We start from the raw sequence: 16,722 nt of genomic DNA on the forward strand, positions 1-16,722 counted from the left end.
CCCCTGTCGCGGGGCGCGGCTCGGTTCTACCATGGTCACGGGGACGCGAGGATGAGGACTCCATGACCATGTTGGCGACCATCAGCAGCGGCCGCGTCGACGTCGGTGAGCGCGCCGTCGCCGACTTGGCGACGCACCTGAACGGCGAGCTGGTTCGACCGGGCGACGCGGCCTACGACCAGGCGCGCAGGGTGTGGAACGGCTCGATCAGCCGGTTCCCGGGCCTGATCGCGCGCTGCGCATCGCGGGAGGACGTGATCGCGGCGGTTCGCTTCGCCCGGGGCAGCAATGTCCTGGTCGCCGTGCGCGGCGGCGGGCATAGTTTTCCCGGGTACTCCGCCTGCGACGACGGACTGGTGATCGACCTGTCGCCGATGAACGGCATCCGGGTCGATCCCGAGACCCGCACGGCGCGCGTGGAGGCCGGCGCGCTCCTTGGCGACCTGGACCGCGCCACGCAGGAGTACGGGCTCGCCGCGCCGTCGGGGATCGTGACCCACACCGGTGTCGCCGGGCTGACCCTCGGTGGCGGGCTGGGCTGGCTGATGCGCAAGTACGGACTGTCCATCGACCAGCTGCTGTCGGTGGAGATGGTCACCGCCGACGGTGGGTTCGTGCGGGCGAGTGCCACCGAGAACCCGGAGCTGTTCTGGGGAGTGCGCGGGGGCGGCGGCAACTTCGGCATCGTCACCGAGTTCGAGTTCGCGCTGAGCCGGGTCGGTCCGATCGTGATGGCCGGGCCGGTCTTCTGGCCCGGGGCCGATTCGGCGAAGGTGCTGCGTTTCTACCGCGACTGGATTGCCGATGCGCCCGACGAGCTCATGACCATGGTCGTGCACCGCCGTGCCGCCGATGTCCCCTATATACCGGCCGAACTGCGGGGGCAGCCCGTGGTCGCCGTGGTCAGCTGCTACGCGGGGCCGGTGGAGGACGGCGAAAAAGTGATCCGGCCGTTGAAGGAGTTCGGGTCCCCGGTGCTGGACCTGTGCCGGCCGAAGCCGTTCCTGGAGCATCAGGCCATGTTCGACCCCGGCTACCCGCCCGGCTGGTGGTACTACATGCGCTCCTGCGATGTCGCCGAACTCACCGACGAGGTCATCGACATCACCGCCGACCACGCGGCACGGATCACGTCCCCGCTGACCGCATTCCCGATCTGGCACGGCGGGGGAGCGGCGGCGAGGGTGGGCGAAGACGACACCGCCTTCCACGGGCGCGCGGCCGGCCATACGTTCAACATCACCGCCGCCACCGAGGGCGCCGACGGCTTCGAGCGGGAACGCGACTGGGTGCGCAGTTTCTGGTCGGACCTCGCTCCCTTCCACACCGGCGTCTACGTGAACTTCCTGATGGACGAAGGCGAGGAGCGCGTGCGGCAGGCGTATGGCGAGGCGAAGTACACGCGGCTCCGCGCTCTCAAGCGCGCCTGGGATCCGGAGAACTTCTTCCGGCTCAACCAGAACATCGCGCCTTTGCCAGCTTCGGGGTGAGACCCTTGAGCATGAGCACCAAGGAAACGAATGCACGGATGTCCTGGGTCGCGTTCGCGACGGCGGGCGTCACCCTCACGGCCGGTGCGTTTTTCATCGCCATGTTCATCGTCGAGGTGCCCTTCACCGGGCCCTACAACTACGGCAGAGTCAACGACGCTCTTTCCGCGGTCGGCAACGTCATGGTCGCGGTGCTGGTGTGGCACGTGAGTCGGCCGGCCGAGAACTCGCCGGGGTCGCGCGTCTTCGTGCGCCTCGTCGCTGCCGCGTCGGTCGTCGCGGCGGTCTCCTCGGTCATGCTCGCCCTCGGCCTGCTCGCCCTCGGCCTGCTCGCGTTCGAGGCCCCCACCGTCATCGCGATCATCGCGCTCCTCCTCCAGGCCGTCTGGATGCTGTGGGCGAACACGAGCCTGTACCAACTGGGAGTCTTCACCAGGCTGCTCAGCCGGTGCGGTGAGTTCGTGGGAGCCGGACTGTTGGTCGGGCTGCTCATCGTGGGCGTCAGCGCGCTGTTTCCGTGGTTGACCGTGCCGCAGGTGCTTACCCTCGGCCTCGGAGTCTTCATCGCCGGCGGGGTCTGGCTCGCCTGGCCGCTCTGGTTCGTCATGCTCGGCGTTCAGCTTCGGAAGCGGCCGGCTGGTGCTGGTGCTGGTGCTGGTGCTGGTGCTGATGCTGCTGCTCCTGCCACGCGGCGCCGGGGCCGGCGGAGTGCGTCCAACACCGGCTGATCCGTTCTCGTCGCGTATCGTCGAGGTCGACGCACTCCCCGGAAAGGCAGCATGCCCAGCCCCAAACAGCCAGCGGTCCCGCGCATCGACGTCGAACGCCACCGTCGGGCCCTCCTCGAGGCCGCGGCCGATGAACTCGCCCGCGACCCCGACTCCTCCATGGCGGATGTGGCGCAGGCGGCAAATCTGACCAGGGCGACCCTGTATCGCCACTTCAGCAACCGGCAGAGTCTGCTGGGGGCCATCCAGGCCGAGGCCCTCGCGCGCGCGTCGGAGACCCTCATCGCGTGTCGCCTCGACGAGGGGAACGCGCTGGAGGTGCTCCGGCGCGTGATCGGTTCGCTGGGCAAGCACGGGATGCGCTTCCGGATCATTCTGATCCGGGCGTCCGACCACAACGCGCGATTCCTCACCCAGCGCGACCAGGTGCTCGCCCCCCTGGTCGAGGTCATCAAGCGGGGGCAGGCCGAGGGCGACATCCGTGCCGATCTCTCGCCGGAGTGGATCGTCACGGCCATGGCCTCGCTGCTCATTTCGGCGGTGCGGGCGGCGCCGCAAACGAAACACTCCGACGCGGAGGTGTCCGACCTGATCTTCCGCACCCTGGTCGGCGGGATCGCGGCGGACGACTCGACGGGCGATCGACAAAACTAGACAACGGTGTCTCATTTCGTCTAGTCTCGGTTCAGGCGGCCCGAATGGTGCCGCCGGACTCGATGAACCGTGATGGGACTACCCGTGCTCTCTGCACTCGCTCGCATGTCAACCCGGTACCGCTGGATCGTGGTCGGAGTGTGGCTGGTGCTGATCGTGGGCGCTCTGCTCGGCAGCCGGGCGATCGGCGGAACGTTCAACAACGACCTGACCCTCGCCGGCACCGACTCGCAGGCCGCCTACGACACCCTCCGCGAGCAGTTCCCCGAGCTTGCCGGTGACGGCATGCAGGCCATCGTTCACAGCGCGGATGCCGGCGAGCCCGTCACATCGCCGGCCCTGCGCGCCGCGGTGGAGGATGCCGTGGCCACGGTTGCCGCGCTGGACGGCGTGGCCGCCGCGCGGTCGCCGTACGGGCCGCCCCAGCCGATGGTGTCCGAGGACGGCATGACGGCGATGGTGACCATCCAGTTCACCGAGCGAGCCAAGGACATCCCGGTCGAGACGGTGACCGAGGCCCAGGCGGCCTTCGAGGGCGTGCGGGATGCCGGCGGCCAGGTCGAATTCGGCGGCCCCGCCGCGCAGGCCGAGTCCGGGCCATCCGGCGGCGAGGCCTTCGGGCTGCTCGCGGCGGCCCTGGTGCTGCTCCTGGTGTTCGGCTCACTGTTCGCGATGCTGGTCACGCTGCTCACCGCCCTGATGGCCCTCGGCATCGGGCTCGCCTCGATTTCCATGCTCGCCTCGTCGGTGACGATCGGCACGTCCGGTCCCATCGTTGCCGCCATGATCGGCCTGGGCGTAGGCATCGACTACGCCCTGCTGATCGTGACCAGACACCGGGAGGGGATGTCCCGGGGCCTGGCCCCGAACGAGTCGATCGCAGCGGCCATGACCACCGCCGGCCGCTCTGTGCTCGTCGCCGGGGCCACGGTGATCATTGCCATCCTCAGCCTCTATGCCATCGGCATCCCGTTCGTGTCGTCACTGGGCCTGGCCAGCGCCATCGTGGTCAGCGCGACGATGCTGGCATCCGTCACCCTGCTGCCGGCGCTGCTGGCCATCTTCGGCCGGAACCTCGACCGGGTGCGGGTGCGCAAGATTGGCAAGAAGACCCCGGCCACGACGGATGCCGCCGGCCGGGTTGCTGCCGGCCAGCCGGAATCCTCGCCCGCGTCGGGCTGGCGTGGCTGGGTGGGAGGCATTCAGCGCCGCCGATGGGTCGCCGCGTTCGCCGCCGTTCTCGTCCTGGCCATTCTGGCCCTGCCGCTGCTGTCGCTGCGCCTCGGCACGGCCGACGGCGGATCCCAGGCCGCGGACACCACCCAGCGGAAGGCCTATGACCTGATCGTGGACGGGTTCGGTGCGGGCTGGGCCGGCCCGCTCCTGGTCACCGTCGACTTCGGCGACGATTCGACGCCGGCCGAGAACCAGGCCGCGAGCGCCGAACTGCACGCCGAACTGGCGGCAACCGACGGCGTCAGCGCGGTCACCCCGCCGCGGCTCGGGGAGGACGGGGCGACCGCGCTGTACACGGTGATCCCCACGAGTTCGCCGGATGACGCGGCCACGGAAACGCTGGTCCACGACCTGCGCGACACGGTCCTGCCTGAGGCGGCGCCGGGCGCGGCCGCCCACGTCGGCGGGGCGACGGCGACCAGTATCGACCTGGCCGACACGCTGCTGGCGCAGATCGGCTGGTTCATCCTGGTGGTCGTCGTGCTGGCCTTCATCGTTCTCCTGATCGAGTTCCGGGCGCCGTTCATCGCGGCCATGGCCGTGGTCATGAACCTGTTCGCGGTGGGGGCCGCCTACGGTCCCGTTGTCGCCGTGTTCCAGTGGGGCTGGTGGCCGGCCGAACTGCTCGGGGTTGTGCCCGGCCCGGTCGAGTCGTTCGTTCCGGTCATGCTCTTCGCCGTGCTCTTCGGCCTGTCCACCGACTACACCGTGTTCCTGCTCAGCCGGGTCAAGGAGGAGCTCGCCCGCACGGGAGATCCGAACCGGGCGGTTCGGGACGGGCTGGCCGCGACGGCCAGGGTCATTCTGGCCGCGGCATCCGTCATGGTCGTCGTCTTCGGCAGCTTCATTCTCAACGACCAGCGCACCGTGACGATGTTCGGCTTCGGCCTGGCCATGGCCATCGCCGTGTACGCGCTCGTCGTGATGCTGGTGCTCGTGCCGGCTCTGCTGGCGATCGCGGGCCGCGCGGCCTGGGGGCGCACGAAGCGTCGCTCGTCGGCCGAGCCCGAGCCCGCCCTCGCGCCCGCGCCCGAGCCCGCCCTCGCGCCCGAGCCCGTACCCGCGCCCCTGTTTGGCCGCTGAGGGGTTGAGGGACGAGCGTGAGTGCCTACGGCGAGACGCTTAGGGCATGTCCACGATCTGCTTGCCGAGCGGCATGAGCGCGACCGGGATCAGCTTGAAGTTGGCGATCCCGAACGGGATGCCGATGATCGTGATGCAGAGTGCGATGCCGGAGACGAGGTGTCCGAGCGCGATCCACCAGCCGGCCAGCACCACCCAGACGACGTTGCCGAGGAGGGAGCCGACGCCCGCGCTTGGCTTGTCGACCACGGTCTTGCCGAACGGCCAGAGCGCGTAGACGCCGATCCGCGCCGCCGCGATTCCCCAGGGGATGGTGATGATGAGCGCGAACATGATCAGCGCCGCCAGCATGTAGCCGAGGAAGAGCCAGATGCCCGAGAGCAGGAGCCAGATGATGTTGAGGAGGGTCTTCATAATTGCTCCTATTCTCTCAGGTCGCGTTCATCGGCCGCAGGCATCCGCGGATGCGCAGGCATCCGCGGATGCTGCGGCCCCTGGGCGCGTGACCCTTGCGCGTTCCCTCAGCGCTACCGCTTGTGCCAGCGAGCCCGGTCGGGGCTGTTGGTTGTTGTGCCGCAGATCATGGGCGTACCGATGGTCGTGACACCGGTTGCCCCTGCCGGAGCGCAGAACGCTCCGGGGTGGACGACGTTGGGGGCGGGAGCCGGGGCCGGGGCAGGGGCTGGAGCAGGAGCCGTCGCGGGCGCGGGCGCCGGAGCCGGTGCGACCGGAGCCGGCACCGGAATCGGCACAGGGACAACGACGACCGGGGCAGGCGCAACGGTCGCGACGGGCTTGGGAGCCGGCTTGGGGGCGGGCGCGAAGGCCGACGTCATCGCCGGCTGATCCGGGCACGACGACAGGATGCGCGTCATGGCGGCGAGTTCGGCCGGAACGACCCACAGGCCATACGTTGCCTTGACCGAGATCTGTCGCGCGACGTACTGGCAGCGGTAGGACTTGACCGGGGGCAGCCAGGTCGCCGCGTCCCCGTCGCCCTTCTGGGCGTTCGTCCTGCCGTCCACGGCGAGCAGGTTGAGCGGATCGTTCGCGAGCGAGATGCGCTGCGCGGGGGTGAGGAGCTGCGCACCGGTCTGCCACGCGTTCGACAGCGCGACGACGTGGTCGATCTGCACCAGCATCGACGTCGTGTTCCCGCGCACGAAACTGATCGACTTCCCGGTGTACGGCCCGTCCAGGTGGCCGCTCAGTACCTTGCAGGGGCCGGAGCGAAAAGTCCTGGTCAGGTCGCGGGTGAGGATGTCGTTGCGGGTGTCGCATCCGTTGCGGTCAACATCCAGCCAGGCGCTGCCGAATTGGGCCGTCCGCGCGTAGCCGGTTTTGGGGGCTCTGCCTTTCACCGGGAGTGTCGCGAGCAAGGCCTGCGCGGTTGTGCTGGTGGCAGTGCGATCAGCGATGGCGACGGATGCTCGGTCACCGGAGGCCTTGGTGACGTCTGGATCAACCGGCGCCTCGGCTGTGAACGCAGCCTGAAGTTCCGGCTTCTTGGTGGGCGTCGGCTTGGGGGTGCTCTCAACAGCGGCGGACGTCGTGACGTCGGTCTCACTACCCGCGAGGTCCGCGGGGGCGTCGTAGGCGGAGGCGCCAATGCTCGTGGTGACGAGGGCAACGACGAGTGCGGCCGCGGCGATGCCCCGAGACGGGATCCTCGCCCAGGACTTGCGGCCGGTCACCAGCGAATACAGGGCTGTGCCGAGGCCGGCCAGACCGGCCATCATCAGCATCCCGGGGAAGCCTGCGGAGGCGCCGCCGACAAGAACAAAGAACGCGATGATGGCGATGACAATCACGGTGCCCGGGCGGGGCCGGAAGCGGCGAGGGCCGGCTGAAGTACCGGGCGATGCGGGCTTGGTCAAGGGGCTCCTCTGGCTGACACGGCGTGCGTTTCAAACCTAGGCGCGCGCCGCAGCGTTTCCGGCGAACGGACGTCCCGGTCAGGGCCCCAATACGGGGGCCGAATCGTGGTGGCTCCGGACGCCGCTGCCAGGTCGTTCCTGTGTCGTGGGCGTATCCGCGGTGCAAGAAGTTATTACCGAAGGGTAATCCGTCGACGCCCATTACCTTTCGGTAATAGTGCGCTACAGCTCCCCGCCGGCGAGGGGCGGAGGGAGGCCTTCGCCCTGTCGATGCTCGGGCGCATTCACCTGCTCCGCCGCGACTTCGATGAGGCAGCCCGGTGCCTGGACCTCTCCCTCGACCTGTGCACGCGCAGCCAATGGCTCGCTCTCCTGCCCTGGCCCCAGGCCCTGCGCAGAGAGGTCGAGCTGGGGCGGTCCAACCCGGCCGGGGCGTCCGCGTTCTTCGACCAGGCCTTCGCGCGGGCCTGCCAGCTGGGCGACCCGTGCTGGGAGGGCATGTCGGCCAGGGGGCTCGCCCTGGTGGCCGAGGCCGCGGGGGAGTCGGAGCGCGCGTTCGAGATTCTCGCGGATGCCCGCATTCGCTGCAATCGTCTCGCCGACCCGTATGTCTGGCTGGACGCCCAGTGCGAGCTGGGCCGCTGCCACGGCCACCCCGACACCGCGATCTGGGCGGGGTTGATGGGTTCCCTGACATCCCGAACCGGTATGAAGGAACTCATGGCCCGTTCGCTGCTTCATGCCGAGGCCTTGGGCGACGAAAGCGCCGGTCAGGCCGCCCGGCTGCTCGGCGCCGAGATCGACAACCCGGCGCTGGCGGTACTGCTCGGCCGGTAACTCGGGCTGCGCCGGATGGACCGCCTGTCAGCGGTGCGACGCGACTTGGCCGCGGGGTATCCGCGCGGCCGCTTGCGGCCACGATCGTGGGCGGCCCTTTCGTCCAAGACCGCTCTGACCGGAACCCGACCGCACACAATGGCTCGCACGTATAGCCGATTGCGTGACGTGAGCGGGCACTGTTGCGCCCGCACGCTGAATCCGAAGGAGGCTGCGACTTTGCTGCGGACTCTGCTGACGAACTCGACCTGGCTCTTCTCGATGTGTTCACACGCGGGACGGGAACGCCAGCCGTCGTGACGATCAGCGGCGCGAAAGACCCGAACGCAGCAACTACGCTGAAGTGTCAGCCGGCCGAGTCTGAGATCGAGTTCCGCGACGGCGGATCACGCCGCGGTGTTGAACCGCTATGTCGCAGGTATGCCTCAGAATGAGCAGTGCCAAGTTTCGAGCCGGAGGTCCCATGGAAAGCCCAAAGTACGTCGAATTGACACAGACATCAGTCAGTGCAACCTCGACGTTTCGCTTTGTAGACCTTTTCGCTGGTCTAGGCGGCTTTCACACCGCCTTGGCAAAACTAGGTGGTTCATGCGTATTCGCTTGCGAGTGGGTGGAGGGCCTTCAGGATCTCTATCAGCGGAATTACGGAATGCGGCCACATGGCGACATAACGACCATTAGTGCTGTGCTTGTTCCTGACCACGAATTCCTAGCGGCCGGCTTCCCCTGCCAACCCTTCTCCAAAGCAGGAGATCAACTCGGGTTTGAGCACACGGAACAAGGCCGACTATTTTTCAATGTGCTTGAAATCCTCGAGGCCAAGCGTCCTAAGAACTTCATACTCGAGAACGTCCCGAATCTCTTGAAGCACGACGAAGGCAAGACTTTTGCGCGGATGAGAAGCGAGCTTGGAAACCTCGGATATACGATCCGGGCTGAAAGGCTTTCGCCTCATCAGTTCGGAGTTCCTCAGATCCGTGAGCGGCTCTACATGGTCGGTTCTCTCGACTCGATGGAGTCGTTCGCTTGGCCAACGCCCACGGACGCGAAAACGCATATCAGTACCGTGCTCGACGCCAATCCCCCTGAGGCGAGAGCGATACCCGACTTACTCCTCCGCAGTCTCGAAATGTGGGATGACTTTCTTACCTCCAGCCCTGCGTCCACTGACCTTCCATCGTTCCCTTTATGGTCCATGGAGTGGGGGGCGGACTACCCGTACGAGACGACGACTCCGCTGGAAATGCTTGCCGCCGAAGGTCCTACGGCTCTACACCCGTTCAAAGGATCCTTCGGAGTCTCATTCGACGGAATGACCGAAAGCGAGATTCTGAGACATCTGCCGAGCCACGCGAAACGGCCCGGGGCCGAATACCCTCGTTGGAAAAAGAGATTTCTTCGGCAAAATAGAGAGTTCTACACAGAGAATCAGTCTTGGATTGACCCCTGGCTCCCGCGGGTAGCGGTGTTCCCAAGCAGTCTGCAGAAATTTGAATGGAATGCCCAAGGAGAAGAACGCACGGTATGGAAGTACGTCCTTCAGCAACGAGCGTCGGGGATCCGGCTCAAGAGAGTTCAATCTGCTCCGACACTTGTGGCTATGACAGCGACGCAAGTTCCGATCATCGCCTGGGAACGAAGATTCATGACTCAACGGGAATGCGCGCGACTCCAGAGCCTTGGCATGATTGAACTCCCGTCTCAAATTGGTGCAGCGTACAAGGCATTAGGTAATGCCGTAAACGCTCATGTCGTGGAATTGATCGCTCAATCGTTGCTCGCTGCAGGCGGAGTACGTGGCGCCCAGACTCTGGCGGCCTAGCCCGAGATCGCTCTGCGCAGCGGTCGTTCAAGATGGTTGGCCATGCCCTGGGGTACTCAGTCACAAATGATGTTCTGAGACTCACAGTCGTGGCGGCGACACGAAAGTACTCCGCATGGCCGACATGGTCGACACGGTGGGCGCTGCGTAAATCCAAGACGAGTGATTTGTAGATCCTCCTTGCCGGGATCGGGCCGATCGGGGCGGCGAGCCTTCATGCGCCGCATGCGCCCGCCGCTATGGTGGGCGATAGTCGATTGAGTTGGGGAGGTCAAGTGTCTGGTGGAGCCTCGACGTTCCGATTCATCGGCTTCTTTGCCCTCGGAGGATTCCCTACAGCACTCCACGAACCAGGCGTTGCGGCTGTTTGCAGCGGGGCGGGAGCCAACCCTCACCACCCTCACAACTGCCGAAGAGCGACCCTGCATACAGGGCTTTCGTCAACGCGCTGAACGCGCGCATTGGGAGGGGTTGTCGCAGAGCCGTGCTCGCCGACTTCAGGCCCTGAAGTAGACCACTCCGCACCGAGATGATGCCTAGATCAACATGGTTTAGTGAGAAAAGGACGATTTGCCAATGACAGACAGCGATTTGCTAATGACAGACAGCATTGACGAGGCCGAGCAAGACTCGCTCGCACAACTGCAGGACAGGATCGCAGAATCACTTGCAGAAATGTCGGAGGCTGCGGATGCGCCGGCCGGCCTGAACCAAACGAACGCCCAGTTCGACGCAAGCGATGTCGACTTCGGCTCCGATGCTTGGATGTCGCGCCTGGCAGATGTTCAGGGCTGGCTTGACTTCGACCGCGACCTCCCGACCTCCGACGCCGCTGGATTCGTGGAGAACCTTGTAACCGCCCTTGGGTTCGAGAATCAGGGAGATGGCGTGTACGTGACGGGAGCCGGCTCTCAACTCACAGAGACCGCTCTCGAGAGGCTGAGCGAGCGCGCCGAACTGGCAATCCGACTGCAGCAAGCATTCCTTGCCGAAATCGACGCCGAGGGTGGTAGCCGGGCATCTGCTACCACGTCTTGGAAAGCAGCCTGGGATGCCGAGGGAGACAGCGCCGAAACAGTGGTCCCCGAGCCGGTAACAGCCAAGGCCGATGTTTGGCACATTTTCCAATTGACAAAGAAGAAGCTGAACCTCACACCGTCGTACCAGCGTGGTGACGTGTGGCGTACCGGCGACCGCCAGGCCCTGATTGAGTCCATCCTGCGCGGTATTCCACTGCCCTCCATCATCCTGCTCCGGACCGGGGGAACGACACCTCACGACGTAGTCGACGGCAAGCAACGTCTGACGGCGATTCTGCGCTTCGTGGGACAGCACCCGATCGCACTCCTGAAGGTCGCCGAGGCGGATGAAAAGTACCCTGACGCCGGCCTGAAGATGCACTTCACCACTGACTACCCAACGTTCAGGAAGGCATGGAAGCAGGTCATGGGCGAGCCTCTGACGGCGAAGCTTGAAGACGACTACTACTTCCCGTTCAAACTTCGTGCCGATGAGAAGGGTGGACTCGTCGGTCCCGATCTTGGGCTTCTGCGCGGCAAGTACTTCACCCAAATCAGAGGCAACACGATCCACGTTGCTGACCAGGAGGTGACAGTGGAGGACCTTTTCGAGGGCGCGCCGGACTACAAGGTTCCGGTCATCGAGTACACCAAAGCGAGCCAGAGTCAGATCCACGAGGTATTCAAGCTTTACAACAAGCAGGGCATGCACCTAAACGCTGAGGAGATTCGCAACGCGATCTACCATGACATCGAACTCACGAAAGCGCTTCTCGTCGCTGCAGGCGACGCGAGTCCTCGGAACAGTATCGCGGAGATCGCCCCCTCGCTAGCCGATGTCCCTGGCATTCAGGACCTCGGCAAGACGCTGAAGGAATACGGCTTTGGCGACGCTCGGTACCGCCGGACGAAAGTACTGGGCTGGGTCATAGCCGTGCTCCTCAGCGACACCGGCGGCAGAGACTTGGCTTCGACCGCCCGACACATCGACCTCTTGCTCCGCGCAGTTCAGGAGAAGAGCTCGCATGCGCTGCGCAACGATGCAACGATCGCGGACCTCTTTGGTCTGATCGCCCGAGCAGCGGATATTCACGCTGCGCACGACGAACTTTGGTCGGACAAGTTCAAGGATGGCGATAAGGGCGCCAAGTGGCAAGAATTGCAACTCGTTGGCTCCTTGGTCGGCATCACGATCGCGTTGGCCGGCGCCCCCGATGACATCGAGGATCGAATCGCCGCCTCCGCGGACGCTATCCGCGCCGCGACAGCTACAGAGGCATGGACGCGACCCGAAAAGACTCAGACGCGAACCCAGTGGGACTATATCGCGAGGCTCGCGCGGGGCTTGGTTGAGGGGCTGGGCGTTGACGTCACGGCCGCATCGGACGAGATCCGCAAGCGATTCGGCTCGTCCGGGGTTGAGTCCCTCCTCGGCTCGATCCTGAAGACGGCAGAGTAGTGGCAGCAATATGACAGTGCATAACACGACTATCGAACGCGTGTACTTCAGTCCGATCCCTTCATCAATGGAACTGGTCGGCTCCTGGTGGGATCGCTATGCTGCGGAACTGAAACGACTCACAGCAACCTCCCGTGATGCGCTAGAGGCCGACTGCAAGTACGTTCTGAACCGCGGCATTTTCGGTGCCGGGGAACCTGGCGTGGCCGATTGGCCCGCGAACAAGGTTAGGACTGGCCTTGTGATGGGGTCCGTGCAGTCAGGCAAGACCGCGTCGATGCTCGGTGTCACGGCGCTCGCTCTTGATCGCGGCGTCGACATCGTCGTCGTCCTCGCCGGTACGCGCTTGTCACTATGGCGTCAGACCTACGAGCGCTTGTCCGAGCAGCTCGATTCGGGGTCGGATAGCGCGGCCAAAGCGGCACGTCGCATATTGTGCCCCCGGCCTGGCGTCGCCCTCTCAGATGAGTCAACGTCCCTCCAGGAGACGTACCGGATGTCATCCGCGCAGGTCAGGAGGAAACTGGGCGCGAGGCAACCTCTGATCGTAGTCGCTATGAAGCAAACCAACCACCTTCACGCACTTGGGAATTCGTTACGCGGTAGCGTCTTTGACGCAGTGGCGGCGCTCTCGCGTCCAGTTCACATGCTCGTGCTCGACGACGAGGCGGATGATGGGTCAGTCCTGGACGCTGTTGTGGAGGCTGGCCAGGACCCGATCGCAGGAAATCTCAAGCAGATTCCCCGCGCCATCGCAGATCTCTGGGACCCCCGCGCGACGAGTGCACCGTCCAACTTGTTCGCCACTTATGTGGGGTACACAGCGACACCGCAGGCGAACTTGCTGCAGGAGGACCACAACCCATTGGCTCCGCGCGACTTCGTCGTCTCCCTTCGGACGCCACTCGACGTCGGACATCCTGTCAACCTCAGCGACGAAGATGCGCCGAGGTCGTCGTTCTACCCCGAACCAGCTGGGCTCGATAGCTTCTACACAGGTGGTGAGGTCTACTACCGCAGGGGCGCGTCCGCGGGACTTTGTGTGGAACTCACCGGCCAAGTTGATGACGAGCTTGGAGAGTCCGTCCGCGCGTTCCTGGTGGCCGGCGCCATCAGACTCCACAGAGCGACCGCCGGAAAAATGGGACCGCGCTCTCTCGCCGGGGCTGACTTCGACAGCACCGAGCAGGCGTTGGCGGCCTCTCCGGAGCCCCACTCGATGCTCTTCCACCCGTCGGCGGAGATCGGGGAGCACTTCAAGGGCGCCGAGGACGTATTGCTTTGGGCCGGCGCAACGGACCGCGTCACAGCGCGAAAACTTTTGGAAACTGGAGACGCGCGCCTCCCAGCCAGCCTCATCTGCAAGATGGCAGACGAAGAAACATTGTGGGCTGCATGGGTCGACCGATACCGCCACTCGTTGAACCAGGTCAGCACTGAGTTCAACGTCATGAACCCCCGCACGGTGCCCGATTGGAAAGTCATCAGGCACTTATTGGTGAGTGAAATCATCCCCGGTACGCGAGTTTCGGTGGTCAACAGCGACCCTGCCGCTGACGACCGCCCCATGTATAAGCCAACCCTCGATGCGACCACGGGCAGGTGGCGAGCCGCTCGGGACCTCTCCACGATTTTCGTGTCTGGCAATGTCATGGCACGTGGGCTCACGCTTGAGGGAATGACAACCGCGCTGTTCCAACGAGGCTCATCGACCCCGCTCGCGGACACCCAGATGCAGATGCAGCGCTGGTTTGGGTACAGGGGATCTCACATCGAACTGTGTCGCCTGTTCGCTACAGGGCCACAACTCGACCTATTCAGGGCTTATCACGACATAGACGAAGCTGTACGCGTTGCTATCGCCGAAGCGATGAAGGGCACGGCACCCGCCCCCGTCGTGCTGCACGGCCTGCAGTTCCTCGCCACGGGGAAAATCGCAAACCTCGGCCGCAAGCCGCTATGCCCGAGTTCCAAACCGTTCGTGACACTCCTAAATGACGGCTCGGCGCCCGACCCGAATGCGAAACTCATCGCCGACCTCTTTGAGGCCGGGTCGTCGTCCGAATTGGTAGTTGGGCGGAAGGCGAGAGGCCGGGTGCTCAACGGCACGCTGTCGCTGACGGAAGCCGCCGACCTCTTGAATCGTCTCGAATTCGATTCCTACCGTCCCGGTTCGGACAACCAACTGGGAGAATTCTGGTCGCAGCTCCAGGCACGCGTCTCGGCAGTCCAGCCGCTGCCTGGCGGCGCGCGGCTGTACTGCCCGCCGGAGCCTTCCGCGGACCAGCCCTCGCCTGTGCGGCAAAATTGCCCGTACGTAATCCCGGCATACCTGCGCCTTTGGGACGCGTGCCTTACAAGGCCCGTTCGTGGCCTTTTCGTCACCGGGGCCCCTGCTGACCTCTGGTCGATGGCGAGCCTGCATGAGAAGCGCATTAAGCAGCCGAGGTTCTCAGTAGGCATCCGTTACGGCGCGGGTGCCGTGATCAGCAGTGGCCCGCTCGCGGACCTAGGATTCGGGATCCCTGCGACGGCGAAGAGAGTAGGGAGCAACGGGGAGCTCGAGACTGCGTGGGGAACCAACGACCCGACCGCGGGCCCAACCGGCTACCGTGGCGACGAGTTTTTCGACTACTACGGTCGGGGGGAACCGGTCCCGCTGGTGACAAATGGCGCCCCCTGGCGTCCGCCGGGATCGCACGGGCAGATTTTATTCTACGTGAACCAGTTGCCAGGTCAGCCCAATCCATCCGTGACAGTGGGCGTGTGCATTCCAGCCGGTGGCCCCGAGCAATTCGCGGCGACACGCGCCGGTTCGCGGATCGCTGCCTGACGGAGACAAGATGATGACAAGCTATGAATCGGTCCTTGAACTGATCGCGGAAATTCCGAGTGCCTCTTCAAGCGAGCTCCGCGACATCACGTGGGTCACCAACGCCCACGTAGTCGGCGTGTCGAGAGACCATGACGGCCGAGTTGAAGTGTTCCTAGGCGGCGCAGAACTTAGACCTGCTTCGAAAGCGGTCGGGGATGCAATCGAGTTCCGCACATGGCACCGCGAAGGTGCAGCTGCGTTCGAGGCGAACAGGCTTCTGCTCCCCGCACTTGGCCATTTCGACCAGGTTGCGGCCTTCATCTGCACCGAACTATTGCGCAACGGGGCGGATGCGACACTAAGTCTTGGGTTCGCCAGGACAGAGCCGATCGTCGAGTTGGCCATCGAGCGGCTGCGAATGTCGAACGAAGTAGTCCTCGGCCTGGCCGGCGAACTGCTCATGCTCGACGCCCTGTGCCGCCGTGCCAGCGACGACAAGGTGGCGCAGGCCGTCGAGTCATGGGACGGCTGGAGGAAGTCATCGCGTGATTTCGTGTGGGGGACCACAGGTGTCGAGGTTAAGACCACAACAAGGGGTACCTCGTCCCACCTCGTTCAAGGGGTCCACCAAGTTGAACTCAACGACGGCGAAGACGGCGGGGTGCCCGAGGATCGGCTGTACCTTGTGAGCATCGGCCTGCAGGCTGCTGACCCTGGCGGCAACTCATTCTCGATCCCGCAACTCGTCCATCGAATCATCGACCGGATGGAGGCAACGGGATGCGGTGGAGATGTCGGCAAGTTTCTCTCTCGCACCTCGGAGTATGGGATCGAATCGGGCGGCGGTTACGACCACAACACGATGGCCGACGACCCCTTCTATGCGGCGTCCTTCCTGACGACCTTTTTCCGTGCCTACGATATGTCCGACGAGGCGGTTGAAATACTGCGTAGGGACGACATAGCGGCTCGCCATCATGTGGACGTCAGTTCTGTCCGATTCCGCGTAGATCTGCCGGTATCCGCAAGGAACGACAACCCCGTCTCAGGTGCGAACCAGGTGGCGGAGGTTGTCTTCGGCATTGCGCAAAACTGCCCTCCTGAATCGGCGCCCGTATAACCGACCACTGGGGGATCACAGCCAAGGATCGAGAGCGCAGCGGGTCGAGGTAATTCTTCGCGGTGCTGTCGCACGCCTGACTGGCCAGCCGTTCGTGCCGCTGATCAGCTTGGTGTTCAATCGAATCAGTCAACTCAGAGTAACTAGCGGGGCTTGGGGCGGCCGGGACGAGACCGAGATTCCCAGATGGTTGCGTTCGCCTATTTCCCCCTAGGAGGGAATGCCGAAGGTCGCGGCAAGGATGCGTTGAAGTTCACCTGCGATTTCGGCATTGATCTGAATCGTCTGGCTTGGCTTGGGATCAGAAACGCGCGAATCAGACCCGAAAGTTGTAATTTGCAGGTATTTGTCTCCCGTCGGAGACGTCACTACGGTCCATTCCGCGTCCGTGTCGGTCGGATGAATCCGACCGCTACTGATTGAATGTTTCATCGAACGAATGCGTGCCATGAGGGTGCTCCTGAGTTCTCTGGGAAAGCGAAAGCACTGATGAAATACCATACCCGGTTCTTGTCCAGCGATGGTCTCTTGCCCAGGTCAAAGCGGTCCCGAAGTGTAGGCGGCGCCCCTGATTCGACGCAG

The 16,722-nt window shown here is 64.5% G+C and carries 12 protein-coding genes; 9 read left to right on the forward strand and 3 right to left on the reverse strand.

Annotated features, from left to right (window positions below):
- Positions 1 to 62 precede the first annotated feature (62 nt).
- The 4 genes from BLQ39_RS00460 to BLQ39_RS00475 all read left to right on the forward strand — a co-directional run bounded on the left by BLQ39_RS00460 (position 63) and on the right by BLQ39_RS00475 (position 5,191).
- Positions 63 to 1,490: an FAD-binding oxidoreductase gene (locus tag BLQ39_RS00460; RefSeq protein WP_198417121.1), complete on the forward strand. Its 1,428-nt coding sequence runs from the start codon at positions 63 to 65 to the stop codon at positions 1,488 to 1,490.
- 11 nt (positions 1,491 to 1,501) lie between these two features.
- Positions 1,502 to 2,218 (forward strand): hypothetical protein, encoded by a 717-nt coding sequence (locus tag BLQ39_RS00465; RefSeq protein ID WP_135109461.1) that lies wholly within the window; start codon positions 1,502 to 1,504, stop codon positions 2,216 to 2,218.
- Positions 2,219 to 2,269: 51 nt separating this feature from the next.
- On the forward strand, positions 2,270 to 2,872 hold the full coding sequence (locus BLQ39_RS00470; RefSeq protein ID WP_092321120.1) for a TetR/AcrR family transcriptional regulator: 603 nt from the start codon (positions 2,270 to 2,272) through the stop codon (positions 2,870 to 2,872).
- A gap of 105 nt (positions 2,873 to 2,977) precedes the next feature.
- Positions 2,978 to 5,191, forward strand: a complete 2,214-nt coding sequence (locus BLQ39_RS00475; RefSeq protein WP_167738582.1) for an MMPL family transporter — start codon at positions 2,978 to 2,980, stop codon at positions 5,189 to 5,191.
- Positions 5,192 to 5,230: 39 nt separating this feature from the next.
- On the opposite strand, the gene BLQ39_RS00480 is transcribed toward BLQ39_RS00475, so the two are convergent.
- Complete coding sequence (locus BLQ39_RS00480; protein WP_092321122.1) at positions 5,231 to 5,605, reverse strand: YccF domain-containing protein; 375 nt, start codon at positions 5,603 to 5,605, stop codon at positions 5,231 to 5,233.
- Between the two features lie 113 nt (positions 5,606 to 5,718).
- Positions 5,719 to 7,068, reverse strand: a complete 1,350-nt coding sequence (locus tag BLQ39_RS00485; RefSeq protein WP_241987003.1) for an HNH endonuclease family protein — start codon at positions 7,066 to 7,068, stop codon at positions 5,719 to 5,721.
- A gap of 270 nt (positions 7,069 to 7,338) precedes the next feature.
- Between BLQ39_RS00485 and BLQ39_RS00490 the strand changes: the two genes are divergently transcribed.
- From BLQ39_RS00490 to BLQ39_RS00510, 5 genes are all read left to right on the forward strand, one after another.
- Positions 7,339 to 7,905: a hypothetical protein gene (locus BLQ39_RS00490; RefSeq protein WP_092321123.1), complete on the forward strand. Its 567-nt coding sequence runs from the start codon at positions 7,339 to 7,341 to the stop codon at positions 7,903 to 7,905.
- A 463-nt stretch (positions 7,906 to 8,368) separates the two neighbouring features.
- The gene (locus tag BLQ39_RS00495; RefSeq protein ID WP_092321124.1) at positions 8,369 to 9,727 is read left to right on the forward strand and encodes a DNA cytosine methyltransferase; all 1,359 of its coding nucleotides are present in this window, start codon (positions 8,369 to 8,371) and stop codon (positions 9,725 to 9,727) included.
- A 576-nt stretch (positions 9,728 to 10,303) separates the two neighbouring features.
- Positions 10,304 to 12,205, forward strand: a complete 1,902-nt coding sequence (locus BLQ39_RS00500) for a DUF262 domain-containing protein (protein ID WP_135109459.1) — start codon at positions 10,304 to 10,306, stop codon at positions 12,203 to 12,205.
- 10 nt (positions 12,206 to 12,215) lie between these two features.
- A complete protein-coding gene (locus BLQ39_RS00505; protein ID WP_092321125.1) occupies positions 12,216 to 15,038 on the forward strand; it encodes a Z1 domain-containing protein in 2,823 nt (940 codons plus the stop codon).
- A 10-nt stretch (positions 15,039 to 15,048) separates the two neighbouring features.
- A complete protein-coding gene (locus tag BLQ39_RS00510) occupies positions 15,049 to 16,140 on the forward strand; it encodes a PD-(D/E)XK motif protein (RefSeq protein WP_092321126.1) in 1,092 nt (363 codons plus the stop codon).
- Positions 16,141 to 16,350: 210 nt separating this feature from the next.
- Here the strand turns inward: BLQ39_RS00510 and BLQ39_RS15480 are convergent, their stop codons facing one another.
- Entirely contained in the window at positions 16,351 to 16,590 is a 240-nt protein-coding gene (locus BLQ39_RS15480; protein ID WP_135109457.1) for a hypothetical protein, read from the reverse strand.
- Positions 16,591 to 16,722: the final 132 nt, after the last annotated feature.

It is taken from the genome of Cryobacterium psychrotolerans (assembly GCF_900101115.1).
Classification (GTDB): Bacteria; Actinomycetota; Actinomycetes; order Actinomycetales; family Microbacteriaceae; genus Cryobacterium; species Cryobacterium psychrotolerans.